Annotated in this window: 15 protein-coding genes and 1 pseudogene; 12 read left to right on the top strand and 4 right to left on the bottom strand. The window is 70.4% G+C overall.

The features are described from left to right. Positions 1–10 precede the first annotated feature (10 nt). From ACWD3C_RS25590 to ACWD3C_RS25575, 4 genes are all read left to right on the top strand, one after another. Positions 11–2017 (top strand): glycoside hydrolase family 127 protein, encoded by a 2007-nt coding sequence (locus ACWD3C_RS25590; protein ID WP_451147697.1) that lies wholly within the window; start codon positions 11–13, stop codon positions 2015–2017. A gap of 2 nt (positions 2018–2019) precedes the next feature. Next, positions 2020–6165, top strand: coding sequence for an Ig-like domain-containing protein (locus ACWD3C_RS25585; protein WP_451147695.1), 4146 nt, complete (start codon positions 2020–2022; stop codon positions 6163–6165). Between the two features lie 81 nt (positions 6166–6246). Further along, positions 6247–8406: a glycoside hydrolase family 127 protein gene (locus ACWD3C_RS25580; protein WP_451147693.1), complete on the top strand. Its 2160-nt coding sequence runs from the start codon at positions 6247–6249 to the stop codon at positions 8404–8406. Between the two features lie 71 nt (positions 8407–8477). Beyond that, positions 8478–9269, top strand: a complete 792-nt coding sequence (locus tag ACWD3C_RS25575) for a DUF429 domain-containing protein (protein ID WP_451147691.1) — start codon at positions 8478–8480, stop codon at positions 9267–9269. A 106-nt stretch (positions 9270–9375) separates the two neighbouring features. Here the strand turns inward: ACWD3C_RS25575 and ACWD3C_RS25570 are convergent, their stop codons facing one another. Continuing rightward, on the bottom strand, positions 9376–10026 hold the full coding sequence (locus tag ACWD3C_RS25570; RefSeq protein WP_451147689.1) for a hypothetical protein: 651 nt from the start codon (positions 10024–10026) through the stop codon (positions 9376–9378). A gap of 419 nt (positions 10027–10445) precedes the next feature. On the opposite strand from ACWD3C_RS25570, the pseudogene ACWD3C_RS25565 reads away from it, so the two are divergent. Continuing rightward, positions 10446–11246: pseudogene (locus tag ACWD3C_RS25565) on the top strand (ABC transporter ATP-binding protein); the annotation flags it as partial. Positions 11247–11447: 201 nt separating this feature from the next. On the opposite strand, the gene ACWD3C_RS25560 reads toward ACWD3C_RS25565, so the two are convergent. Beyond that, positions 11448–12083, bottom strand: coding sequence for an antibiotic biosynthesis monooxygenase family protein (locus tag ACWD3C_RS25560; RefSeq protein WP_451147687.1), 636 nt, complete (start codon positions 12081–12083; stop codon positions 11448–11450). Positions 12084–12440: 357 nt separating this feature from the next. On the opposite strand from ACWD3C_RS25560, the gene ACWD3C_RS25555 reads away from it, so the two are divergent. The 6 genes from ACWD3C_RS25555 to ACWD3C_RS25530 all read left to right on the top strand — a co-directional run bounded on the left by ACWD3C_RS25555 (position 12441) and on the right by ACWD3C_RS25530 (position 16958). Further along, positions 12441–12887 carry a MerR family transcriptional regulator gene (locus ACWD3C_RS25555; RefSeq protein WP_451147685.1) on the top strand — a complete coding sequence of 149 codons (447 nt, stop codon included), beginning with the start codon at positions 12441–12443 and terminating at the stop codon, positions 12885–12887. Further along, a complete protein-coding gene (locus ACWD3C_RS25550) occupies positions 12884–14485 on the top strand; it encodes a peptide chain release factor 3 (protein ID WP_451147683.1) in 1602 nt (533 codons plus the stop codon). Before ACWD3C_RS25555 ends, ACWD3C_RS25550 begins: the two co-directional genes overlap by 4 nt. 165 nt (positions 14486–14650) lie before the next feature. Beyond that, complete coding sequence (locus ACWD3C_RS25545) at positions 14651–15427, top strand: hypothetical protein (protein WP_451147681.1); 777 nt, start codon at positions 14651–14653, stop codon at positions 15425–15427. Between the two features lie 405 nt (positions 15428–15832). Further along, positions 15833–15997 carry a hypothetical protein gene (locus ACWD3C_RS25540; protein WP_451147679.1) on the top strand — a complete coding sequence of 55 codons (165 nt, stop codon included), beginning with the start codon at positions 15833–15835 and terminating at the stop codon, positions 15995–15997. A gap of 187 nt (positions 15998–16184) precedes the next feature. Next, positions 16185–16481, top strand: coding sequence for a hypothetical protein (locus ACWD3C_RS25535; RefSeq protein ID WP_451147677.1), 297 nt, complete (start codon positions 16185–16187; stop codon positions 16479–16481). A 42-nt stretch (positions 16482–16523) separates the two neighbouring features. Then, positions 16524–16958: a VOC family protein gene (locus ACWD3C_RS25530; protein ID WP_451147675.1), complete on the top strand. Its 435-nt coding sequence runs from the start codon at positions 16524–16526 to the stop codon at positions 16956–16958. A gap of 79 nt (positions 16959–17037) precedes the next feature. On the opposite strand, the gene ACWD3C_RS25525 is transcribed toward ACWD3C_RS25530, so the two are convergent. Beyond that, on the bottom strand, positions 17038–17463 hold the full coding sequence (locus ACWD3C_RS25525) for a MerR family transcriptional regulator (RefSeq protein WP_451147673.1): 426 nt from the start codon (positions 17461–17463) through the stop codon (positions 17038–17040). A gap of 411 nt (positions 17464–17874) precedes the next feature. Here ACWD3C_RS25525 and ACWD3C_RS25520 point away from each other — a divergent pair, with 411 nt between their 5' ends. Beyond that, a complete protein-coding gene (locus ACWD3C_RS25520) occupies positions 17875–19377 on the top strand; it encodes a SulP family inorganic anion transporter (protein WP_451147799.1) in 1503 nt (500 codons plus the stop codon). 596 nt (positions 19378–19973) lie between these two features. Here the strand turns inward: ACWD3C_RS25520 and ACWD3C_RS25515 are convergent. Beyond that, positions 19974–21137, bottom strand: coding sequence for a thiolase family protein (locus ACWD3C_RS25515; RefSeq protein WP_451147671.1), 1164 nt, complete (start codon positions 21135–21137; stop codon positions 19974–19976). Positions 21138–21143: the final 6 nt, after the last annotated feature.

Genomic DNA, 21143 nt, shown 5'->3' with positions numbered 1-21143 from the left:
GCATGAACTGGTGAGGGAGAACACGGCGCGGTCATCCGTCCTGCCGGCGGCACCGACCCGGGGCCGGCTGCGACCGCTCGGCCTCGACGAGGTCAGGATCACCGGCGGCTTCTGGGCCCGGCGCCGGCACACGAACGCCACCGCCACACTCGCCCACTGCCGCGACTGGATGGAACGCGTGGGCTGGATCGGCAACTTCCGGGCCGCCGCCGAGGGCCGGGTCCACCGCGACCGGCGCGGCCGGGAGTTCGCCGACTCCGATGTCTACAAGCTCCTCGAAGCCATGGCCTGGCACGCCGGGCACGGCGGCGCCGACATCCCCTCGCTCGACGCGGAGATCGCCGCACTCACCGAGACCATCGCACCCGCCCAGGAACCGGACGGCTACCTGAACACCGCCTTCGGCCGCCCCGGTCAGCAGCCCCGGTACAGCGACCTCGCATGGGGCCACGAGCTGTACTGCTACGGGCACTTGATCCAGGCGGGCGTGGCCCAGACCCGGGCCCGGGGCGAGGGCGAGCTGGCCAAGATCGCCCGGCGCGCCGCCGACCACGTCTGCGCCACCTTCGGCCAAGGAGGCATCGAGGGCGTCTGCGGGCACCCCGAGATCGAGACGGCCCTGGTGGAGCTGGCCAGGCTGACGGGGGAGCAGCGCTACCTCGACCAGGCCGCGCTCTTCGTCGACCGCCGAGGACACCGCACGCTCGCCGACACCGAGTTCGGCCGGGCCTACTACCAGGACGACATCCCCGTACGGGAGGCCACGGTGCTGCGCGGCCACGCCGTCCGCGCCCTCTACCTCGCGGCCGGTGCCGTCGACGTGGCCGTGGAGACCGGGGACGACGCCTTGCTCGCCGCGGTCGTACGGCAGTGGGAGGCGACGGTCGCCCGGCGGACCCATCTGACCGGCGGCATGGGCTCGCACCACCGGGACGAGTCCTTCGGCGACGACTTCGTACTCCCGCCGGACCGCGCCTACGCGGAGACCTGCGCCGGTGTCGCCTCCGTGATGCTCAGCTGGCGCCTGCTGCTGGCCACCGGCGAGCCGCGCTTCGCCGACCTGGCCGAGCGGACCCTGTTCAACGTGGTCGCGACCTCACCGTCCGAGGACGGCCGCGCCTTCTTCTACGCCAACACCCTGCACCGGCGCCGCCGGGGCACCGTGCCCCCCGCGGACACCGCAAGCCCGCGTGCCGAATCGAGCCTGCGCGCACCCTGGTTCGCGGTGTCCTGCTGCCCGACCAACGTGGCCCGGACCCTGGCCCAACTGCCCGCGCATCTGGCGACGGTGGACGACCACGGCGTCCAGCTCCACCAGTACGCCGACGCGGAGATCGCCACCTCCCTCGCCGACGGCCACGGCGTAGCGTTGCGGGTCCGTACCGGCTACCCCTCCGATGGCAACGTGGTCGTGCGGATCGGCCGGTCCCTGGACCACAGCCCGTGGACCCTGTCGCTGCGCGTCCCCGCATGGACGGCGGGCGCCACCGCGTGGCTGACCGACCCGGACGGGGTACGCTGTGCCGTCACCCCGGGCACGGCCGAGGTCACCCAGGTCTTCCGGCCCGGTGACGAGGTACGCCTCGAACTGCCCGTCACGCCGCGCTGGACCGGCGCCGATCCGCGCATCGACGCGGTACGCGGCACCGTGGCCGTCCAGCGCGGGCCGCTGGTCTACTGCGCCGAGTCGGTGGACCTGCCGGGCGGACACGACGTCGACGCGATACGCGTGGACCCGTCCGCCGAGCCGGAGGACGGGCCGGACGGGACCGTAGTCGTCGCCGGTGAACTTGCCGCGCACGCCGAGCAGAACGAAGCGGCCTGGCCGTACCAGCCGCTCGACCGCCCCGCCGCCGCACCTGCCCCCGACCACGGAGGGATCGTCCTGGTGCCCTACCACTCCTGGGCGAACCGCGGGCCCTCGACGATGCGGGTGTGGCTGCCGACCACCGACCCGGACCGTCCCGCCGACCCGGACCACCCCACAGCACCGGACAGCACTCCCACAGGGAGGTAGTCGTGCACGGACCGCGAAGACGGCACCACCGGAGAACCCTCGCCGGAGCGCTGGCCCTGGGGCTGCTGGCCTCGCTCGCCGCCACCGCCCCGGCCACGGCGGACAACTCGGCCATCGGCTACCCGGTGTACTCCGGAACCGACGAGCCCGTTCCCGCCCTCCCGGCGGGCTTCACCGTCCACCGCACGATGCACGCCCAGTACGAGGCCGACCGGCGGACCGGGGACGGCACCGACTTCTGGATGGACCGGATGCTGGCCCGCAAGGGCCAGGACCCCGCCGGCGACTGGCTGTTCACCCGGGGCCGGGCGGTGTTCATGAAGGAGCACGCCCCCTCCCGGCTCGGGTTCGGCGGCAAGGTGGCGTACTGGGAGAGCATCGACAACCGGTCCGCGTACACCATCGACCTGTCCGTCAACGGCGAGAACCTCACCCTCCGGGAGAACACCGACGCCAGAACCCAGACCCCCAGCCACTGGCGCAGCGAGTTCACCCACGAGGCCACCGGCCTGAAGGTGACGCAGACCAAGTTCATCACCGACGCCAACGTCGCCGTGACGAACCTGGCCCTCACCAACACCGGTTCCGCACCCCGCGAGGTCACGCTGCGCGCCTCGTCCCCGTACACCACGACTGCCGAAGGCCGTGAACTCACCGGCGCGGTGGCCGCCAAGAACAACCTCACCACCGTCTTCCCCCGGTTGAGCGGTGACGGCATGGCCCCCGCACCCGGCAGCAAGGCCCTGACACGCTCCCTCGCGGTGCCGGTCGGCGACACCGTCACCACCAAAGTCCAACTCGGCTTCGTCACCGAGGAGATCACCCGCTCCCGTCCGGAGTACGACTCCGTGCGCACCGCGACCCCGGCCGCCGCCTTCCGGAACCACGTACAGACGTACAACCGCTGGTGGGCGGATAACCTGCCGTACACCGACATCCCGGACGACAACATCGAGAAGACGCTCTACTACCGCTGGTGGCTGCTGCGTTACAACTACCTCGACGCCGACATTCCCGGCAACGACTACCAGTTCCCCACCTCGATGGAAGGCGTACTGGGCTACAACAACGCCATCGCCCTGACCGTCGGCATGTTCGTCGACGACCTCAAGTACCTGCGCGATCCGAGCTATTCCTACGGCCCCTGGGTATCGGCCGGAGAGGTGTCGAAGAACAGCAAGTACACCGACAACCCGGGCGACCCGGAGAACTGGTCCAACAGCTACACCCAGTACATCTCCGAGGCCGCCTGGCGCTCCTACCAGGTGCACGGCGGACCCGACGGAATCGTGCGCAACCTCGCGCGGTACGCCGAGAAGGACGTGCGCGGCCAGCTGGCGAACTACGACCACGACGGCAACGGCCTGATCGAGTACGACTGGGGCGCCATGACCGGCAACGACGCCGACGCGGTGTCCTTCGACTGGCGGCCCGGGAACCTCGACCGCGCCGAATCGGCGTACGTCCACAGCAACGCCACAGCGGCGGCCCGCGCGTACGAACTGCTCGGCGAGAACGCCAAGGCGGAGGACATGCGCGGCGTCGCGAACCGGGTGAAGGACGCCGTCCTGGAGCACCTGTGGGACCCGCAGGACAAGCTGCTCAAGCACCGGCACGTGGCCACCGACGCCCTGGTGCCCTGGAAGGAGATCAACAACTACTACCCGTACAGCGTCGGCCTGATGCCCACACCGGACGAGGACCCCCAGTACCTCGAAGCCCTGCGGCTGTGGGCGGACGCCGAGCAGTACCCCGTCTTCCCGTTCTTCACCGCCAACCAGGCCGACAAGGCGGAAGCGGCGGAGCAGGGGCACCCGGGGAGCAACAACTTCTCCGTCATCAACTCCACCGTCACCTTCCGCTTCCTCTCCTCGGTGCTGCGGAAGTACCCGAACACGTACATCGACAGCACCTGGTACAAGAAGCTGCTGTCCTGGAACGCCTGGGCGCACTACATCGACGGTGACAACCGGTGGCCCGACCAGAACGAGTTCTGGGCCGACGGCAGCGCCGACCCGCAGCGGATCGGCTACCGCTCCTGGATCCACCACACCATCCTCGGCACCACCAACTGGACCGTGATCGAGGACGCGATGGGCTTCCGGCCGCGCACCGACGACAAGATCGAGCTGCGGCCGATCGACGTCGACTGGCCGCACTTCGCCGTCACCGACATCAACTACCGCGGCACCGACGTGGCCGTCCTGTGGGACGAACCGGGCGACGGGAAACGGCCGTACGGCCGTCAGGTCCCCGAGGGCTACTCCGTCTACCTCGACGGGAACCTCGCCCTCACCGCCGACTCCCTCACCCACCTCGTCTACGACCCCGCCACCCGCAAGGTCACTTTCCCCGACGGAGGAGGGGCCAAGGCCCGAACCACTGCTCTGCGTACGGATGTTGCCGAACCGCAGGACGTCGAATACGGCCCGGAGGACCGCGTCACCGACCTCTTCGCCAAGGCGGGCCGCGACCTGACAGGTGTGGCGAAGGAGAACGTCGCCGCCGGAGCCACCGCCCGCGCATCCCACGCGGCCCAGGGGCGTGGCGTGGCCGGCGCGGTCGACGGCTTCACGATCAACGAGCCTTTCTGGGGCGCCCGCGGCTCGGGCAACACCGAGGACTGGTACGAGATCGACTTCGGTCGGCCGCGCCAGGTCGACGACGTCAGGCTCCACTTCTACAGCGACAAACGGCCGGGCGGATACACCGAGCCCGCTCTCTACACCGTGCAGTACCAGGACGGCGCCGGGCAGTGGAAGGACGTGGCCCGCCCCGCCAAGTCACCGGTCAACCCGAGAGCCAACCTCAACCAGGTGAGCTTCGAAGAGGTGACGACCGAGAAGCTACGGGTGCTGATGCGCCACCGGGACGGCCACACCACCGGCCTGAAGGAGGTTCAGGCGTTCGCCACCGGTGTCCAGCCCTCAGCGGCCCGGAACCAGCCTCCGTACGTCGAGGCGTGGCGCGACACCACGTACAGCCGCCCCGGCCAGGTCAGGCTGACGGGGATCGTCGAGGACGACGGGCTCCCGGAGCGGAAGCTCTCCGCCACGTGGACGACGGCGGACGGCCCGGACGGCGGCACCGTCATCTTCGACGATCCGCGCGCCTCGACGACCGTCGCCCGCTTCACCGAGGCGGGCACCTACACCCTCGAACTCACCGCCACCGACGGCGCGTTGCAGTCGTCCAAGAAGGTCGTGGTCAGGGCGGAGGGGTCCGGGGACGGGCAGCTGAACCTGGCGCCGTCCGCCACACCCACCGCGTCCTACACCTCGGGCTGGGAGTCCGTGGCTGCGATCAACGACGGCCGGGAACCCGCCTCGTCCTCCGACGCCCCGCGCTGGGGCAGCTGGCCCCAGAAGGGCACCCAGTGGGTCCAGTACACCTGGAACGACCCGGTCCGCGTGACCGGCTCCGACATGTACTTCTTCCGCGACGCACAGCCGGGCGCGGCCGACGGCGTCGGCGTCCCGGCGTCCTGGGTAATCGAGTACCGCGACGGCGACACCTGGCGCGAGGTCGCCTCACCCAGCGACTACGGCACCGCCGAGAACCGCTACAACCGGACCACCTTCACCCCCGTCACCACGACGGCCCTGCGGGCCCGGCTGACCGGACACCCGGGCCTCGCGCTGGGCGTGCAGGAGTGGAAGGTGTACGCCGAGGCACCTCAGTCCGTACGCGAGGTCCATGTGCCCACTCTCCGAGGCGAGATCCCCGACCTGCCCGGACAGGTGACGCTGGTGTACGCCGACGGCTCGACGGCGCGCTCGCCCGTGGTCTGGCCCGCCCTCACCGAGGAGCAGGTCGCCGAGGGCGGCACCAGCGTACGGATCACCGGCCTCGCCGACCGGACCGCGCGGCCCGTCACCGTGACCGTGTGGGTGCGCCACACCGACGCGGTCGAGATCACCAGCGTCGCGGAGGAACACATCACCACCCGGGCGGGCACGGCACCCGCACTCCCGGCGGCCGTCGTCGCCACCTACAACGACGGCTCCAAGGACAGCCGGGTCCCGGTCACTTGGGACCCGGTGGAGCCCGACCAGTACGCCGGGCCGGGCACCTTCGAGGTGCAGGGAACCGTGGCGGGCACCACCTACCGTGCCACGGCGACCGTCACGGTGACTGCTACTTGGTGACTGCTTCTTCATGTCCGCGCGACGCCGTTCCCCTGCCCAAGCCGACCGATGACCGACAACCGACACGACCGGAGTTCGAGCATGTCCCAACCCCCCACCCGCCGACGACTGTTGAGTCTCGCCGCCGGGGCCGCGGCTGCCTCGCCGCTCGTACACGCGGCCTCGCCGGCGCATGCCACCCCAACCGCGCCCGCCCAGGCCACCACCGCGGCTTCGGTGCCCGCCCCGCCCGCCTGGGCGGTACGCCCCTTCCCCCTGGACCAAGTGACCCTCGGCGACGGCGTCTTCCGCCACAAGCGCGACCTGATGCTCGACTACGCCAGGTCCTACCCGGCCGACCGCATCCTGGCCGTCTTCCGGGCCAACGCCGGTCTCGACACCCGCGGTGCCCGGCCGCCCGGCGGCTGGGAGACCTCCGACGGCAACCTGCGCGGCCACTACGGCGGCCACTTCCTGACCCTCGTCGCCCAGGCGTACGCCGACACACAGGAGGCGGCGCTGAAGGACAAGGTCGACTACTTGGTCACCGCGCTCGCAGAGTGCCAGAAGGCCCTGGCGGAACACGGCTCACCGAGACCCAGTCACCTCGGCTACCTGGCGGCGTACCCGGAGACGCAGTTCATCCTCCTGGAGAGCTACACGACGTACCCCACCATCTGGGCGCCGTACTACACCTGCCACAAGATCATGCGCGGTCTCCTCGACGCGCACACCCTGGCCGGGAACGAGCAGGCGCTGTCCATCGCCTCGAAGATGGGCGACTGGGTGCACAGCCGGCTCGGCCGTCTGCCGAAGGCGCAGCTGGAGCGCATGTGGTCCATCTACATCGCGGGTGAGTACGGCGGAATGAACGAGGTCATGGCGGATCTGTACGCCCTCACCAACCGGGCGGAACACCTCGCCGCCGCCCGCTGCTTCGACAACACCGCACTGCTGGACGCCTGCGCCGAGGACCGCGACATCCTGGAGGGACGGCACGCCAACCAGCACATCCCGCAGTTCACCGGCTATCTGCGGCTGTTCGACCACACGGGGGAGGAGGAGTACGCCGCCGCGGCCCGCAACTTCTGGGGCATGGTCGCGGGCCCCCGGATGTACAGCCTGGGCGGCACGGGCCAGGGTGAGATGTTCCGGGCCCGGGGTGCCGTCGCGGCCACCCTGGACGACAAGAACGCCGAGACCTGCGCGACGTACAACATGCTCAAGCTGACCCGGCAGCTGTTCTTCCGCGAGCCGGACCCCGCTTACATGGACTACTACGAGCGGGGCCTGACCAACCACATCCTCGCCTCCCGCCGGGACGCGCCCAGCACGGGCAGCCCGGAGGTCACCTACTTCGTCGGAATGGGCCCGGGGGTCGTGCGCCAGTACGGCAACACCGGCACCTGCTGCGGCGGCACCGGCATGGAGAACCACACCAAGTACCAGGACTCCGTCTACTTCCGCTCCGCCGACGGAAGCGCGCTGTACGTCAACCTCTACCTCGCCTCGACGCTGCGGTGGCCGGAGCGGGGCTTCGTGATCGAGCAGACGAGCGACTACCCGGCCGAGGGCGTACGCACCCTGACGTTCGTTCAGGGCAGCGGCAGGCTCGATCTGAAACTCCGGGTCCCCTCCTGGGCCACGGGCGGCTTCACCGTCACGGTCAACGGAGTCCGCCAACGGGTGGCGGCGGCCGGGGCCGTGCCCGGCAGCTACCTCACCCTGAGCAGAAGCTGGCGGCGCGGCGACCGCGTGCGGATCTCCGCTCCGTACCGCCTGCGCGTCGAAAGGGCCCTGGACGATCGCGCCGTCCAGTCCGTGTTCTACGGGCCGGTACTGCTGGTCGCCCAGAGCGCGGCACAGGAGTTCCGCGCGTTCTCCTTCTACAAGGACTTCACGCTCCGGGGCGACCTCGCCGCCGCGATCAGGCCCGAGGGCCGGCCGATGCACTTCACCACGCACGGCCTGACCCTCGCACCGTTCTTCGTCGCGGACGACACCCGCTACCACGCCTACTTCAGGCGTGCCGAACCCGTCGTCGTGTTCGGCACCGCCGACTCGGGCGTACCCAACCGCGCCCTCGGTGACGGTCCGACCTTCCTCGATGTGCTCTGGGAGCAGGCACCCTTCGCGACAGCCGGGCACTTCGTACGGACGGTGCGCACCCTCGCCGACAGCTGGCTGTCCGAGGGGGTGTTCACGCGCACCGAGCGGGACCGCGTCGTGGCGGCGGCAGTCGGTGCGGACCTGAGGCACTGAGCACTGGGACCACGGCCGCGCCGCCGGGTGCGGTCACCCGGAGTGCGGGCGTGCTGCGGGAGGATCCCGGCATGATGCGACGACAGGCGGTGACGGTGGGCGTCGACCTGGCCGCGAGCGCACGGCGTACCGCTGTGTGCCGGATGGTCTGGCGGGACGAGGGCGGCTTGGCGGCGGAGTTCGTGGTGCCTGAGGGGGACGAGGATCTGCTGGCGGTGGTCCGGGCGGCCGGCAAGACGGGCCTCGACTGTCCTCTCGGCTGGCCGTCGAGCTTCGTGGACACGGTCCTGGCCCACCACCGGGGCGAGCGGCTGCCGCCTCCCGCCCGGTTCGAGGAGCGTGCGGACGGCAGGCCGGGGCTGGACGCGCTGCGGTTCCGGCTGACCGACGACGTCACCTGGAAGGTCACCGCGATGCGGCCTCCGCTGTCGGTTTCCACCGATCTTCTCGGTGTCGTGGCGCTGCGAGCGGCCCGTCTGCTGGACGCCCTCGCGGCGACGGGCGTCCCTGTGCCGCGGGACGGATCCGGACCGGTCGCCGAGGTCTACCCCGCCGCCGCACTGCGGCGGTGGGGAATCCGCACCACCGGCAGCTACAAGCGCGCCACCCCCGAAGCGCGTGCTGTCCGGGAGCACATCGTCCGCTCGGTCGAGGCCGGCTTGGGGGTGCCTCTCCCCGAGCCGGTGCGCGCGAAGTGCGTCGACAGCCACGACCATCTCGACGCCGTGGTCTGCGCCCTGGTCGCGCGCGCGGTCCAGGTCGGGGACACCCTGTGGCCGCGTTCTCCGGACGAGCACGCGGCCGCCCGGCAGGAGGGCTGGATCCACCTGCCCGGCGAGGATCTCGCCGCCCTTCGCCGCTGACGTTCTGGTGACGGTCCCTCAGCGGATGCGGGCGCGGAGGTGTGCCTGGGGTGTGCCTGGGAGCGGTTGCCGCCCCCAGGCGTCGGCTCGTGAGGTTCTCGTGAGGCTACAGACCGTCACGCACCATGGCGGAGACGATCCGGACGTGACGATCGGCCGCCGTGTTCGAGAACTCGTTTTCGTAGTTCAGGCCGTACGGCCAGAAGTGCCCACCGCCGGTGGACAGCGTGGCGCCCGAACCGTCGAACTGCCTGACGAGTGCCGTGGCCTGCGCGCCGCGCCAGGTACCCCCGGCGGCGAGAGAGGACCAGCCCGAACTGGTGCCCACGCCGATGGTGTGGGCGATCTCGTGCAGAGCGGTCCTCTCGGTCATGTAACTGCGGTTGCCGAAGCGGATGGTTCCGTTGATGTTGCCGTCAGCGGTGGGCACGCCCGGGTCGTAGCGGACGGTGATGTTCTTGCCCAGGTCGCTGAGGTTGTTGTACCGGGCCACCGCGGCGTTCATGGCCGCCGTGATCAGGTTGTAGGCCGTCTGCTGGTCCTGGGTGGGGTTGCTCGCCCGTTCGAGGGTCCAGGTGATGTCGGCCGCCGCCACCTGTTCCTGGGATGCCGGTACGGCCGGCGGTGCGGTCTGAGGTGCGGCCTGCGCGACGCTGGGCCCGGCCAGCACGGCGGCTGCCAGCGCGGCCGAGACCACCTTGCCGCGCCAGGGTATGGCCGTTCGCTCAGCGGGCTCCTGGGTTCGTCCTGAACTCATCGAGGGGTCCTCCTGTGGGGGTGGGCCGTCGAGTGTGGGGATGACGGCATGAACAGTCCTTCCGCCGAGGACGCGGAAGGCCGGAACGGCAGTTCTTCTCACTGCGGGTGGGGCGTCGCGTGAAGCAATGGCACTTGAAAAGCCTTGAGCGGCACCGCTCACGTTGTTCGAGATATCGATCGCGCATTGCGCCGGTGGGGGGTTGGGGGGAAATTGGTGCGCGCTTCTCGAATTCCCGTGGCCTGGGAAACCCGTTGCCCGCAAGTATCCAGCCGTGATATATGGCGTCAAGAGGTCCCGCACGGACAACTCCGCAGGCAGAGGCCGGTTTTGTTCCTGTTTATTCCTGCGACCGCATCGGCTTCCGCTCACCCGCGAACTCACTGTGCTGCGCCCATGGCAAGATCGAGCCACGACGCAACGCCGACGAGCAGAGCCCCGACCCCGTGGTCCCGCAGCGACTCCAACAGGTCACGGGGCGGGTCGGGTTCGAGCAGGTCTCCTTCCGCTACGAGCCGGCCGAGCCGCTGATCGAGGACCTCGATCTCACCGTCGCCCCGCACCAGACCGTCGCCATCGTCGGCCCCACCGGCGCGGGCAAGGCCACCCTGGTCAACCTGCTGTTGCGCTTCTACGAACCCACCGGCGGCCGCATCACCCTCGACGGCACCGACATCGCCGCCCTGCCGCGCGCCGAACTGCGCGCCCGCATCGGCATGGTGCTTCAGGACACCTGGCTCTTCGAGGGCACCATCGCCGACAACATCGCCTACGGCAAGGACGACGCCACGTACGACGAGATCGTGGCCGCCGCCAAGGCGGCCCGTGCCGACCACTTCATCCGCACCCTCCCCGACGGCTACGACACCCTCCTCGACGAGAACGGCGAGGGCCTCAGCGCGGGCGAACGCCAACTGCTCACCATCGCCCGCGCCTTCCTCACCCAGCCGTCGATCCTCGTCCTCGACGAGGCCACCTCCTCCGTCGACACCCGCACCGAGGCACTCGTCCAGCACGCCATGGCCGACCTGCGCACCGGCCGCACCAGCTTCGTCATCGCCCACCGGCTCTCCACCATCCGCGACGCCGACACCATCCTCGTCATGGAGGCGGGCCACATCGTCGAACAGGGCACGCACGAGGAGCTGCTGGCCGCCGACGGTGCCTACGCGCGGCTCTACGCGGCCCAGTTCGCGCAGGCGGCTACGCAACCCGCCTGACCGGCCTCCCGGTGAGGGCGCGGCAGGGCGAGCGACACGACGGCCACGGCAGCCAGGACCACCCAGCTCGCGCCTGGCCGACCGGCGCACCCCGGAAGCGGCCTTCCTATGTGAGTACGGAAGTGAACTGCTCGTCGGGAGGGTCGTTGGACCAGGGCGAACCCCCGCCGGGGTGGAGGGTCCAGGAGCCGGGCGCGCCGGTCATGGCAGGGGGAGGGACAGTGAGCGGTGGAGGCGGTAGCGCCCGCCATGGGTGAGCCGTACGCCGGGCGTGCCGGACATGATCGTGTGGGCCTGGTCGTGGTCACCGGCCTCGGCGGCTTCCTGGTGTGCCTCGATGCTGGTCCACTCGGTGTAGAGGAGCACCCTGGTGCCGTCGGCGCTGAGCAGGAAGTGCGCGGAGATCGCGCCGGGGTGCCCGCCGTCCTCGGGCTGGACGGCGATGAGGCTGTCGACGAGGTGCCGCTGCCGCTCGGGGCCGTCGACGTCGAAGGCGGCGCTGATCAGGCAGCCCGGGACGCGGGTTTCGCTCTCCTCGGCCAGGCTGCGGTGGAGGCCGTAGCGGGGCGGGACGGCCAGCGGGGCCGCGCAGCCGCCGCCGCGCAGGTACGCGTCGTGTGCCAGGTCGCTGTCCCACTGTGCGAGCGTCAGCACGGTCTCGCCGTCCGTACCGGCGAACCAGCTCACGGCGGCGAGGCCACGGGGTGGGGACGTGCGGTCCAGTGCATTGGCTTCGGCATCGGCGACGAGCTGTTGCCGGTCGGGGCCTGAGACGTACCGGGTGCCGATCACGGCCGTACCGGTGCGGGCAAGGTCCGGGAAGGGGCTGGTGGTCAACACGGTCTCCCTGGGAGGTGGACGGCCGGATCCCGACGATGATGCCGGGGCGGGAGGGGTGGCCGGCAACTGCTTTACTGAGCCCCGGGGTAGGCGCTGGGCACGCAGGCGGAGGCCCGTGTCACACCTCGCACTCCGCTTCGGCGTACCGCTTCTGCGGCACCGTCTTCAGCGTTTTCCCAGCCTCCGTCGGCGACATCATCACGATGTCGGTGCCGGGCGGCGCTGCCGAGACGACTACGGCAGCAGTCTGTCTGCGGCTGCCCTTGGTTCCACTCGCTTGCAAACCTACCTTAACGAGAGGGTAGGTTTGTGGTCCGGCAAGGGTGCCGGCACACGAGGCGAGGCGGTGGAGTCGTGGGCGAGAAGCTGATGCAGATCGGCGAGGTGTCCGAGCGCACGGGGCTGTCGCTGCGCACGATCCGCCACTACGAGGACGTCGGCGTGGTCGCTCCCAGCGAGCGCAGTATGGGAGGCTTCCGCCTCTACACCGAGGCCGAGGTGCGCCGTCTGGCGCTGGTGCGGCGGATGCGGCCGCTGGGCCTCTGCCTCGACGACATCCGCGCCCTGCTGGACGTACTGGAACAACTCACCGATGACGGCAGGCCGTTGCCGGAGAACGACGAGCAGGCACACGAGGAACTGGTGGAACGGTTGCGTACGTACTGGGTGAAGGCCGACGCGCGGTGCGAGGACCTGCGCCGACAACTGGCGGAGGCCGAAGGCTTCGCCCGCTCCCTGCACGGCCACCTGGCCCGGCTCGTGGCCGCCACGGCCGCGGTGGACGCGGAGGCGGTCCGATGAGCTCCTCCAGTGACCGGGCAGCGTCCGCGGCGGCCCGGCGGCGGACGTTCGCCGTGATCAGCCACCCGGACGCGGGCAAGTCCACCCTGACCGAGGCCCTGGCCCTGCACGCCCGGGCCATCACCGAGGCGGGCGCGGTACACGGCAAGGCCGGGCGGCGAGGGGTGGCCTCGGACTGGATGGAGATGGAGAAGGCGCGCGGCATCTCCGTCACCTCAGCCGTCCTCCAGTTCGCCCACCGTGACTGCGTGCTGAACCTGCTGGACACCCCCGGACACGCCGACTTCTCCGAGGACACCTACCGCGTCCTGGCCGCGGTGGACTGCGCGGTGATGCTCATCGACGCGGCCAAGGGCCTGGAGGAGCAGACCCGCAAGCTGTTCGATGTGTGCCGGCACCGGGGCATCCCCGTGATCACGTTCGTCAACAAGTGGGACCGGCCCGGCCGTGAGGCCCTGGAGCTGCTGGACGAGATCGAGCGCGAATTCCGCCTCAAACCGACCCCCGTCACCTGGCCGGTCGGCGACGCGGGCTACCTGCGCGGGCTCATCGACGTACGGGACCCGGGGCGGATGCTGCGTTACACTCGCACCCCCGGTGGCGCCCACGAGGCGATCGAGGAGACCGTTCCGGCCGGGCAGGCCGCCGCAGAGGACGGCGCGGACTGGGAGAAGGCCGCCGAGGAACTGGAGTTGCTGCACGCCGACGGCGCGGAACACGACCAGGAGGCGTTCCTCGCGGGCCGCACCACCCCGGTCTTCTTCGGCGCGGCGATCTCCAACATCGGCGTACGGCTGCTCCTTGACGCCGTCGTCGACCTCGCACCGCCGCCCGGCCCACGGGAGCTGGAGGGCGGCGGCACCCGGCCCGTGGACGCGCCGTTCTCCGGGCTGGTGTTCAAGGTGCAGGCCAACATGGACCCCGCCCACCGCGACCGGATCGCCTTCATGCGGGTCTGCTCGGGGATCTTCGAGCGTGGCATGACCGTCACCCGCGCCGCCAGCGGCAAGCCGTTCGCCACCAAGTACGCGCACAGCGTCTTCGGCCAGGACCGCTCCATGGTCGACATCGCCTACCCTGGCGACGTGGTCGGGCTGGTCAACGCCACCGCGCTGCGCGTCGGCGACACCCTCTACACCGAGCAGGCGGCGGTGTTCCCGCCCATGCCGACCTTCGCCCCCGAGCACTTTGCCGTGGTGCGCCCGGTCGATCTCAGCCGCTCCAAGCAGTTCCGGCGCGGCATCGCACAGTTGGACGAGGAGGGTGTCGTCCAGGTCCTCGTCTCCGAACTGCGCGGCGACCAGGCTCCCGTGCTCGCGGCCGTGGGGCCGATGCAGTTCGACGTCGTCACCGCCCGTATGGCGGGGGAGTTCTCCGCCGCCGTAAAACTGGAGCCGCTCCCGTACCACCTGGCCCGCGCCACCGACACGGCCGGCGCCGAGGCGCTCAACCGCTCCCGGATCGTCAAGGGCGAGGCCCTCACCCGCGTCCGGGACAAGGCGCAGCTCGCCCTCTTCCCCGACCGCTGGCAGGCCAACTCCTTCGAGCGGGAGTTCCCCGACGCCCGGCTCGATCACCTCATCGCCGCTCACGAGTAGGACGGACGATGGGGGAGGCGGAGAGCAGGAGGCGGGCAGTGAAGTCGTGCTGCGGGGAGTGCGAGAGCCGTGTCCAGAAGGAGGAAAGCCCGGACCGGAAGCCTACTCTCACGTGACGGTAGACTTCGGCGGGTAAGGGCTCTGCGGTGAGGAGGGGGGACGATCATGGCGGGTGTGGCGGAGTGTCCGTCGTGCGGGGAGGCCGAGGACCTGCGCGGCGAACCCGTGGACGACGATATCCGGATCACCTGTCTGACCTGCGACGCGCAATGGATGCGCGGTGGCGTGCGCTGTGCCGACTGCGGCGGCCAGGACATCGTCCACCGCCCGCAGGCCATGACCCGGCACTCGCGGGGCACCCAGCTGTCCATCATCGGCTGGCGCGAACTCCCGCTGTGCCGCAGCTGCGATGCCGAGGCACTGGAAACCTCCATCTCTCAGAACGTCCCCGTGCCCAGCGACTACGTCGCAGCCTGTCTCGGTGCCGCCCAGAGCCGAGAGGCGCCCGTTGCACCGCCCCGGGCGGCGCCCGCACCCACTCCTGAACCCACTCCCGCCGTCGCGGCCAAACCGGCCCCGGCCGCGAAGGGTTCACCCGCGCCACGCGCCCCGGCGCGCCCGCGGCCGCCCCGGCCGAAGGCCGCGCCGTCGCCGTCCATGGTGCCCACGGTCCGGCAGGCCATCGCCGCGTTCATGGGCGAGTCCTCCGGGCAGGCCGATGCCACCGCGATGCTGCTGCTGGGCACCCATCTCGGCTCCCACAACCGGCTGACCGTGCTGGAGGAGGACGGCGCCGCCGACCGGCTCGCCGAGTGGGGCCTCGGGCACTGGGGTGACGGCAGCGACCGCGCCCAGCGGTGTGTGAGCACGATCTGCCGAGCCGTCGACTTCTGGGGCGCCCGCGGCTGGCTCGCCTCCGACCCGGCCGCCGGCCTCCGCTGAGCAGCGCAGCGCCACGAACGGGAGCAGCCCAGAGCCATGAACACATGGAGGACCTGCCCGGGGCTGCCGTGCCGGGGGACCTGTCCAATGAATCCACCGGAGCCCACAACTCTGTCCTGGCGTAAGGTTCAGATCCTCTTCATCCAGCGTGGTGACTGCTTCACACCGGCCAGACTCTCGCGTTAGGTTAGAGATGAACGGTCGGAGCGCCGTCGTTCGTCCCGCCTCGGGCCACAGAGGCGGGGCCGCGGGGCCGTCGTTCCGAAGCGGCCGTCGGCCGCAGCCCGCGAGGCCAACTCCTGTCCTGACACGCAGGTCTCGCGGGCCCGTACGCCCCCGGCGCGGCTGCGGGCCGCCTTCCCGACGCCGCCGGTCCGGTCCGTCCCGAGCGCGCAAGGAGCCCGCATGCTGTCCTCGGTTTCGACCTCGTCCCCCGACGCCGGATCCGCCTGGGACGCGCCAGGGACCGAGCGCCTCCTGGCCGCCGCCGCACACCTCGCCGATACCCTCCCGGCCGCGCGCCGCACGTGGGGCACCGTGCGCGGCTGGAACCGCGGCGATCGGGAGTGAGCCCGGCTGCTGCGCACAGGTCTGGCCGAACAGGGCATCCGCAGCACGGAGTTGAGTCCCATCCCCGAAGCCGGAGGGGGAGCCGAGCCCTGGCCGTGTTCATGCCGCAGCTCGCTGTCGGCCCGGGGTCTCTCGGCGGCCCGCAGGAACGTCTCGACCGCACCCCCGGTTGTCGAGGGCAGGTGCCATGACCGTCGCATTCAACCCGAGCCGCTCCACTCGACTCGATGCGTTCGATCCCGGCGGGGAACACGGCACCGGCCAGCAGCGCCCGGCCGCCGGGCTGCACAGGATTGGTGCGCCTCACCGCACCGTCGGCGAGGGGCAGCGCCGTCACTTTCTGCGCCTGACGCTGCACGGCGTCACGGCACTCGACGTGCGCTCCGAAGAGCAGGGCAGGCCGACCGAAAACCGCTCGACGCCGCTGGAGAAGGGTGTCTACGATCCCTGGCGCGGCATCGCGTGTCGGTCACCGGCCGGGTGAGGCATGGAGGCGCCGCGGAGATGCCCGTGGAGGCATTGACCAGTGTCAGTCGAGTTCAACCACACCATCGTTCTCACCCGCGACCGGGAGAAGTCCGCTCATTTCCTCGCCGAGATCCTGGGGCTGGAGGTCGAGGAGCCGGCCGGGATGTTCCTGCCGGTGACGACCGCCAACGGCGTCACGCTGGACTTCGCGACCGTCGATATCGACATCCCCATGCAGCACTACGCGTTCCTCGTCTCCGAGGATGAGTTCGACCAGGTCCTCACGCGGCTCGTCGCGGCCGAGATCCCCATCCAGGCCGACCCGCACGGCAGGCATCCGCGCCGGATCAACCGTAACGACGGCGGGCGGGGGGTGTACTTCATGGATCCGGCCGGTCACGGCCTGGAGGTCATCACCCGTCCGTACGGCAGCGATCCGGCCTCTGAACTGAACGGCGTCACCGAAGAGGTGCCGGGAGCCGCAGGCGGCTGACCGGCATGCGGCCGGATGGCATCGAGCGGCGCGGTCTGCCACGGGCCGCGCTGCTCACCCGCATCGTGACCGGAACGGCTCAGGTGGCCGAGCGGGCATCTGCCACATCTGCCTGCAGGCGGCGGCGCAGCGTGGTGGCGAAGTCCTCGGCCATCTCCAGCCGGGCCCGCAGGGTCTCGCAGCGGGCGTCGGCCACCTTCCGGTAGGAGTCCAGCCGTTCTCGCAGGCGTTCGAGCTCCTCGCCGACGGGTCGGTCGTCGGTGGCGGCGAGCCGGTCGGTGATGTCCAGCAGGTCCCGCATCTCCTCCAGGGAGAAGTCCAGCGGCTTCATCCGGCGGATCACCATCAGGCGCTCGACGTCGGCTTCCGTATACAGCCGGAAGCCGCCCTTGCTGCGGGCCGAGGGGATCACCAGGCCCACTTCCTCGTAGTGGCGGATGGTGCGCAGCGACAAACCGGTCCGCTCGGCCACTTCGCCGATCTGCATCTGCCGCTGATCCGTCATCGCCCCATGATCCCCTTCGTTGTTTCCTTCGATTTTCGAATCCGTAAAGCACCACAGCTTACGTGAGATGAATCACAGGATCTTGGCGGGTGTTTACCTGCGTTTCACATGCCGCAAGTCGCACCCTGCCCTCACGTCAGGGTAGAGTCTCCACGTGTTCGCCGCCGCCGTCGAGAGTGACGGCACGAGTGAACGCCATGGCGCGGGCCCTCACCGGGCCCCCGATGGCATCCGAAGACTTCCGGGCCATGATGCCCGACCGGCAGCCGGACGGCTGCCTTGCAGATCGGCTGGGCCCCGTTGAAGTGGCCGGGTCACCGAGGGATTCCGCTCCTTGCTGTGCGCGGAGTCATGTACGACGTGGACGCGTCCGCCCGCTGGTGGCGCATCCGCCTGAACAGAAACGGTTGCATGTCCTCACCGCTGTCCGCAGCCCCCAAGTTCCGCCTGTCCAGGCCGGACTGGCTCGACTCCCCGAAGGTCCTGCGCACCGAGGTGCTGGCGGGTCTGGTCGTCGCCCTGGCCCTGATCCCCGAGGCGATCTCCTTCTCGATCATCGCCGGGGTCGACCCGGCGGTCGGTCTGTTCGCGTCCTTCACCATGGCGGTCGTCATCTCGGTCGTGGGCGGCCGCAAGGCGATGATCTCCGCTGCGACCGGCGCGATCGCCCTGGTCATCGCCCCGCTCAACCACGAGTACGGCCTCGGCTACCTGATCGCGGCCGTCATCCTCGCCGGCGTCTTCCAGGTCGTCCTGGGCGCGCTCGGCGTCGCCAAGCTGATGCGGTTCGTGCCGCGCAGCGTGATGGTCGGCTTCGTCAACGCCCTCGCCATCCTGATCTTCATGGCGCAGGTGCCGGAGCTGACGGACGTGCCGTGGATGGTCTACCCGCTGGTTGCCGGCGGTCTCGCCCTGATGGTGTTCTTCCCGAAGGTCACCACGGTGGTCCCGGCCCCGCTGGTCTCCATCGTCATCCTCACCGTGATCACCGTGGCGGCCGCGATCGCGGTGCCGACCGTCGGTGACAAGGGCGAGCTGCCGTCCTCCCTGCCCGTCCCGGGCCTGCCGGACGTGCCGTTCACGATGGACACGCTGACCACCATCGCCCCGTACGCCTTCGCGATGGCGCTGGTCGGCCTGATGGAGTCGCTGATGACGGCCAAACTGGTCGACGACATCACCGACACCCACTCCAACAAGACCCGCGAGTCCGTCGGCCAGGGCATCGCCAACATCGTCACCGGCTTCTTCGGCGGCATGGGCGGCTGCGCCATGATCGGCCAGACGATGATCAACGTGAAGGTGTCCGGCGCGCGTACCCGCCTGTCGACATTCCTGTCCGGCGTGTTCCTGATGCTCCTGTGCATCGCCTTCGGCCCGGTCGTCTCCGACATTCCGATGGCCGCCCTGGTCGCCGTCATGATCATGGTGTCGGTGGCCACCTTCGACTGGCACTCCATCGCCCCGAAGACGCTCAAGCGGATGCCGCTCGGCGAGATGACCGTCATGGTGGTCACCGTGGCGTGCGTGGTCGCCACCCACAACCTCGCCATCGGTGTCGTCGTCGGCTGCATCACCGCGATGGTGGTCTTCGCCAAGCGCGTCGCGCACATGGTCAACGTCTCCGGTGTCGTCGACCCCGACGGCAACCAGGTCGTCTACGCGGTCACCGGCGAACTCTTCTTCGCCTCCTCCAACGACCTCGTCTACCAGTTCGACTACAAGGGCGACCCGGACGACGTGGTCATCGACCTCTCCGACGCCCACATCTGGGACGCCTCCTCCGTGGCCGCCCTGGACGCGGTCGAGACCAAGTACGCCCAGCGCGGCAAGAAGGTCACCATCATCGGCCTGAACAAGCCCAGCGCCGACATGCACGGGCGCCTCGCCGGCCAGCTGACCGGCAGCCACTAGACCGGACCGGCCGCCCTTCCCCGACCACGGACGTAGCGGGGTGGGGCGGCCTTTCCGCGCGTGAGCCAGGCCCGGGAGAATGCCCTGACGCCTGCAGTCCGCTCCATGCCGCCGGAATGCCGCTCCTTGGGGACGACTCCTTGGGGACGAGGAAGCGGCCGGGAGGAGAACCCCTGAGCCGCAGCGCCAAGCCCTTCCGTACCCAAGCCGACCCCACCCGTTGCACCCGTCTCAGCCAGCGGCGGCCAGGTGACACAGCTCTCCTCCGCCCCTGGACGTCGGCTGCTCGTTCTCGCCCCCGAGGCCCGTCAGCCACCGCACGGCACCGGCCAGGGCCACCGCGGCGGGAAACACCGTCAGAGCGCCGGTGGCCCGCCAACCGGTCACCCCGGTTTTCGGGAAGGAAACGGTGCTGGCCTCCGGGCCGACGCCACAGTCGGGATTTCGCCGTGAGTATGGCCACCGAACGCCTCATGAAGTGGCTTTGACGGAGTGTCCCCAGGCGGGGTCGAAGGGGCGGCAGCCCCGGGACGGGAACGGATAGGGGCGGCGGGGGCGACCAACAACCGTGACGGAAGCCCACGCCCCGGCCACCCTCAGAGCCGCTCAACAACCATCGCGTTGGCCATCCCCCCACCCTCGCAAATCGTCTGCAACCCGAACCGCCCGCCACTCGCCTCCAACTGCCCCAGAAGCGTGGCCAACAGCCGCGTACCCGACGCCCCGAGCGGATGCCCCAGAGCGATGGCACCACCCCGCGCGTTGAGCCGCTCGGGATCGGCACCGAACTCCCGCTGCCAGACAAGCGGTACGGGTGCGAACGCCTCGTTGACCTCGTACGCGTCGACCGCGGACAGCGTGAGCCCGGCCCGCGCGAGCACCTTCTCGGTCGCCGCGAGCACCCCGGTCAGCATCAGCAACGGATCGGAGCCGACCACCGCGAACGAGTGGAAGCGGGCCCGCGGCCGCAACCCCAGAGCAGCGGCCCGCTCCCCGCTCATGACGAGCGCGGCTGACGCGCCGTCGGTGAGGGGTGAGGAGTTGCCCGCGGTGATCGACCACCCGATCTGAGGGAACCGCTCGCCGAGCACGGGATCGGCAAAGGCCGGGCTCAGTCCGGCCAGACCCTCCGCCGTGGTCGCCGGACGGACGGTCTCGTCGACCGAGTGGCCGCCGACCGGGACGATCTCCCCGTCGAATCCACCGGATGCCGCCGTGGCCGCGGCCCGCCGATGCGAACGCGCCGCGAACCCGTCCAGCTCCTGGCGGCCCAACTTCCACCGCGAGGCGACGAGTTCGGCACTCATCCCCTGAGCGACCAGCCCCTCCGGGTAGCGCGTGGCCAGCGGGGCGTACGGATCGCCGCCCTGCGTACTGCTGAACATCGGCACCCGGCTCATCGACTCCACCCCGCACGCGACAACGACGTCGTACGCGCCCGCGAGGACCCCCTGTGCCGCGAAATGCAGGGCCTGCTGACTCGAACCGCACTGCCGGTCGACCGTCGTCGCGGGCACCGACTCAGGGAACCCGGCGGCCAGCAGCGCGGTCCGCCCGATGTTGAGGGCCTGTTCCCCGCTTTGTGAGACGCAGCCCGTGATCACGTCGTCGACCGTCGCGGGATCGAGGTCGTTGCGGTCGAGCAGGGCCCGCAGCACGGTCGCCAGCAGCTCGGCCGGATGCACCCCGGAGAGCGCACCTCCGGGTTTGCCCTTGCCGGAGGCGGTGCGGACGGCGTCGACAATGACGGCATCGGCCATGGAATT

The organism is Streptomyces sp. NPDC002845 (genome assembly GCF_053591955.1).
This window is presented reverse-complemented; position numbering and strand designations above follow the sequence as displayed.

What these genes read in the sequence shown, in the direction of transcription:
- ACWD3C_RS25580 (WP_451147693.1), top strand. Translation starts at nt 6,247, where the DNA reads ATGTCCCAACCCCCCACCCGCCGACGACTGTTGAGTCTCGCCGCCGGG.
- ACWD3C_RS25575 (WP_451147691.1), top strand. Translation starts at nt 8,478, where the DNA reads ATGATGCGACGACAGGCGGTGACGGTGGGCGTCGACCTGGCCGCGAGC.
- ACWD3C_RS25570 (WP_451147689.1), bottom strand. Translation starts at nt 10,026, where the DNA reads ATGAGTTCAGGACGAACCCAGGAGCCCGCTGAGCGAACGGCCATACCC.
- ACWD3C_RS25550 (WP_451147683.1), top strand. Translation starts at nt 12,884, where the DNA reads ATGAGCTCCTCCAGTGACCGGGCAGCGTCCGCGGCGGCCCGGCGGCGG.
- ACWD3C_RS25545 (WP_451147681.1), top strand. Translation starts at nt 14,651, where the DNA reads ATGGCGGGTGTGGCGGAGTGTCCGTCGTGCGGGGAGGCCGAGGACCTG.
- ACWD3C_RS25540 (WP_451147679.1), top strand. Translation starts at nt 15,833, where the DNA reads ATGCTGTCCTCGGTTTCGACCTCGTCCCCCGACGCCGGATCCGCCTGG.
- ACWD3C_RS25535 (WP_451147677.1), top strand. Translation starts at nt 16,185, where the DNA reads ATGACCGTCGCATTCAACCCGAGCCGCTCCACTCGACTCGATGCGTTC.
- ACWD3C_RS25525 (WP_451147673.1), bottom strand. Translation starts at nt 17,463, where the DNA reads ATGACGGATCAGCGGCAGATGCAGATCGGCGAAGTGGCCGAGCGGACC.
- ACWD3C_RS25520 (WP_451147799.1), top strand. Translation starts at nt 17,875, where the DNA reads ATGTCCTCACCGCTGTCCGCAGCCCCCAAGTTCCGCCTGTCCAGGCCG.
- ACWD3C_RS25515 (WP_451147671.1), bottom strand. Translation starts at nt 21,137, where the DNA reads ATGGCCGATGCCGTCATTGTCGACGCCGTCCGCACCGCCTCCGGCAAG.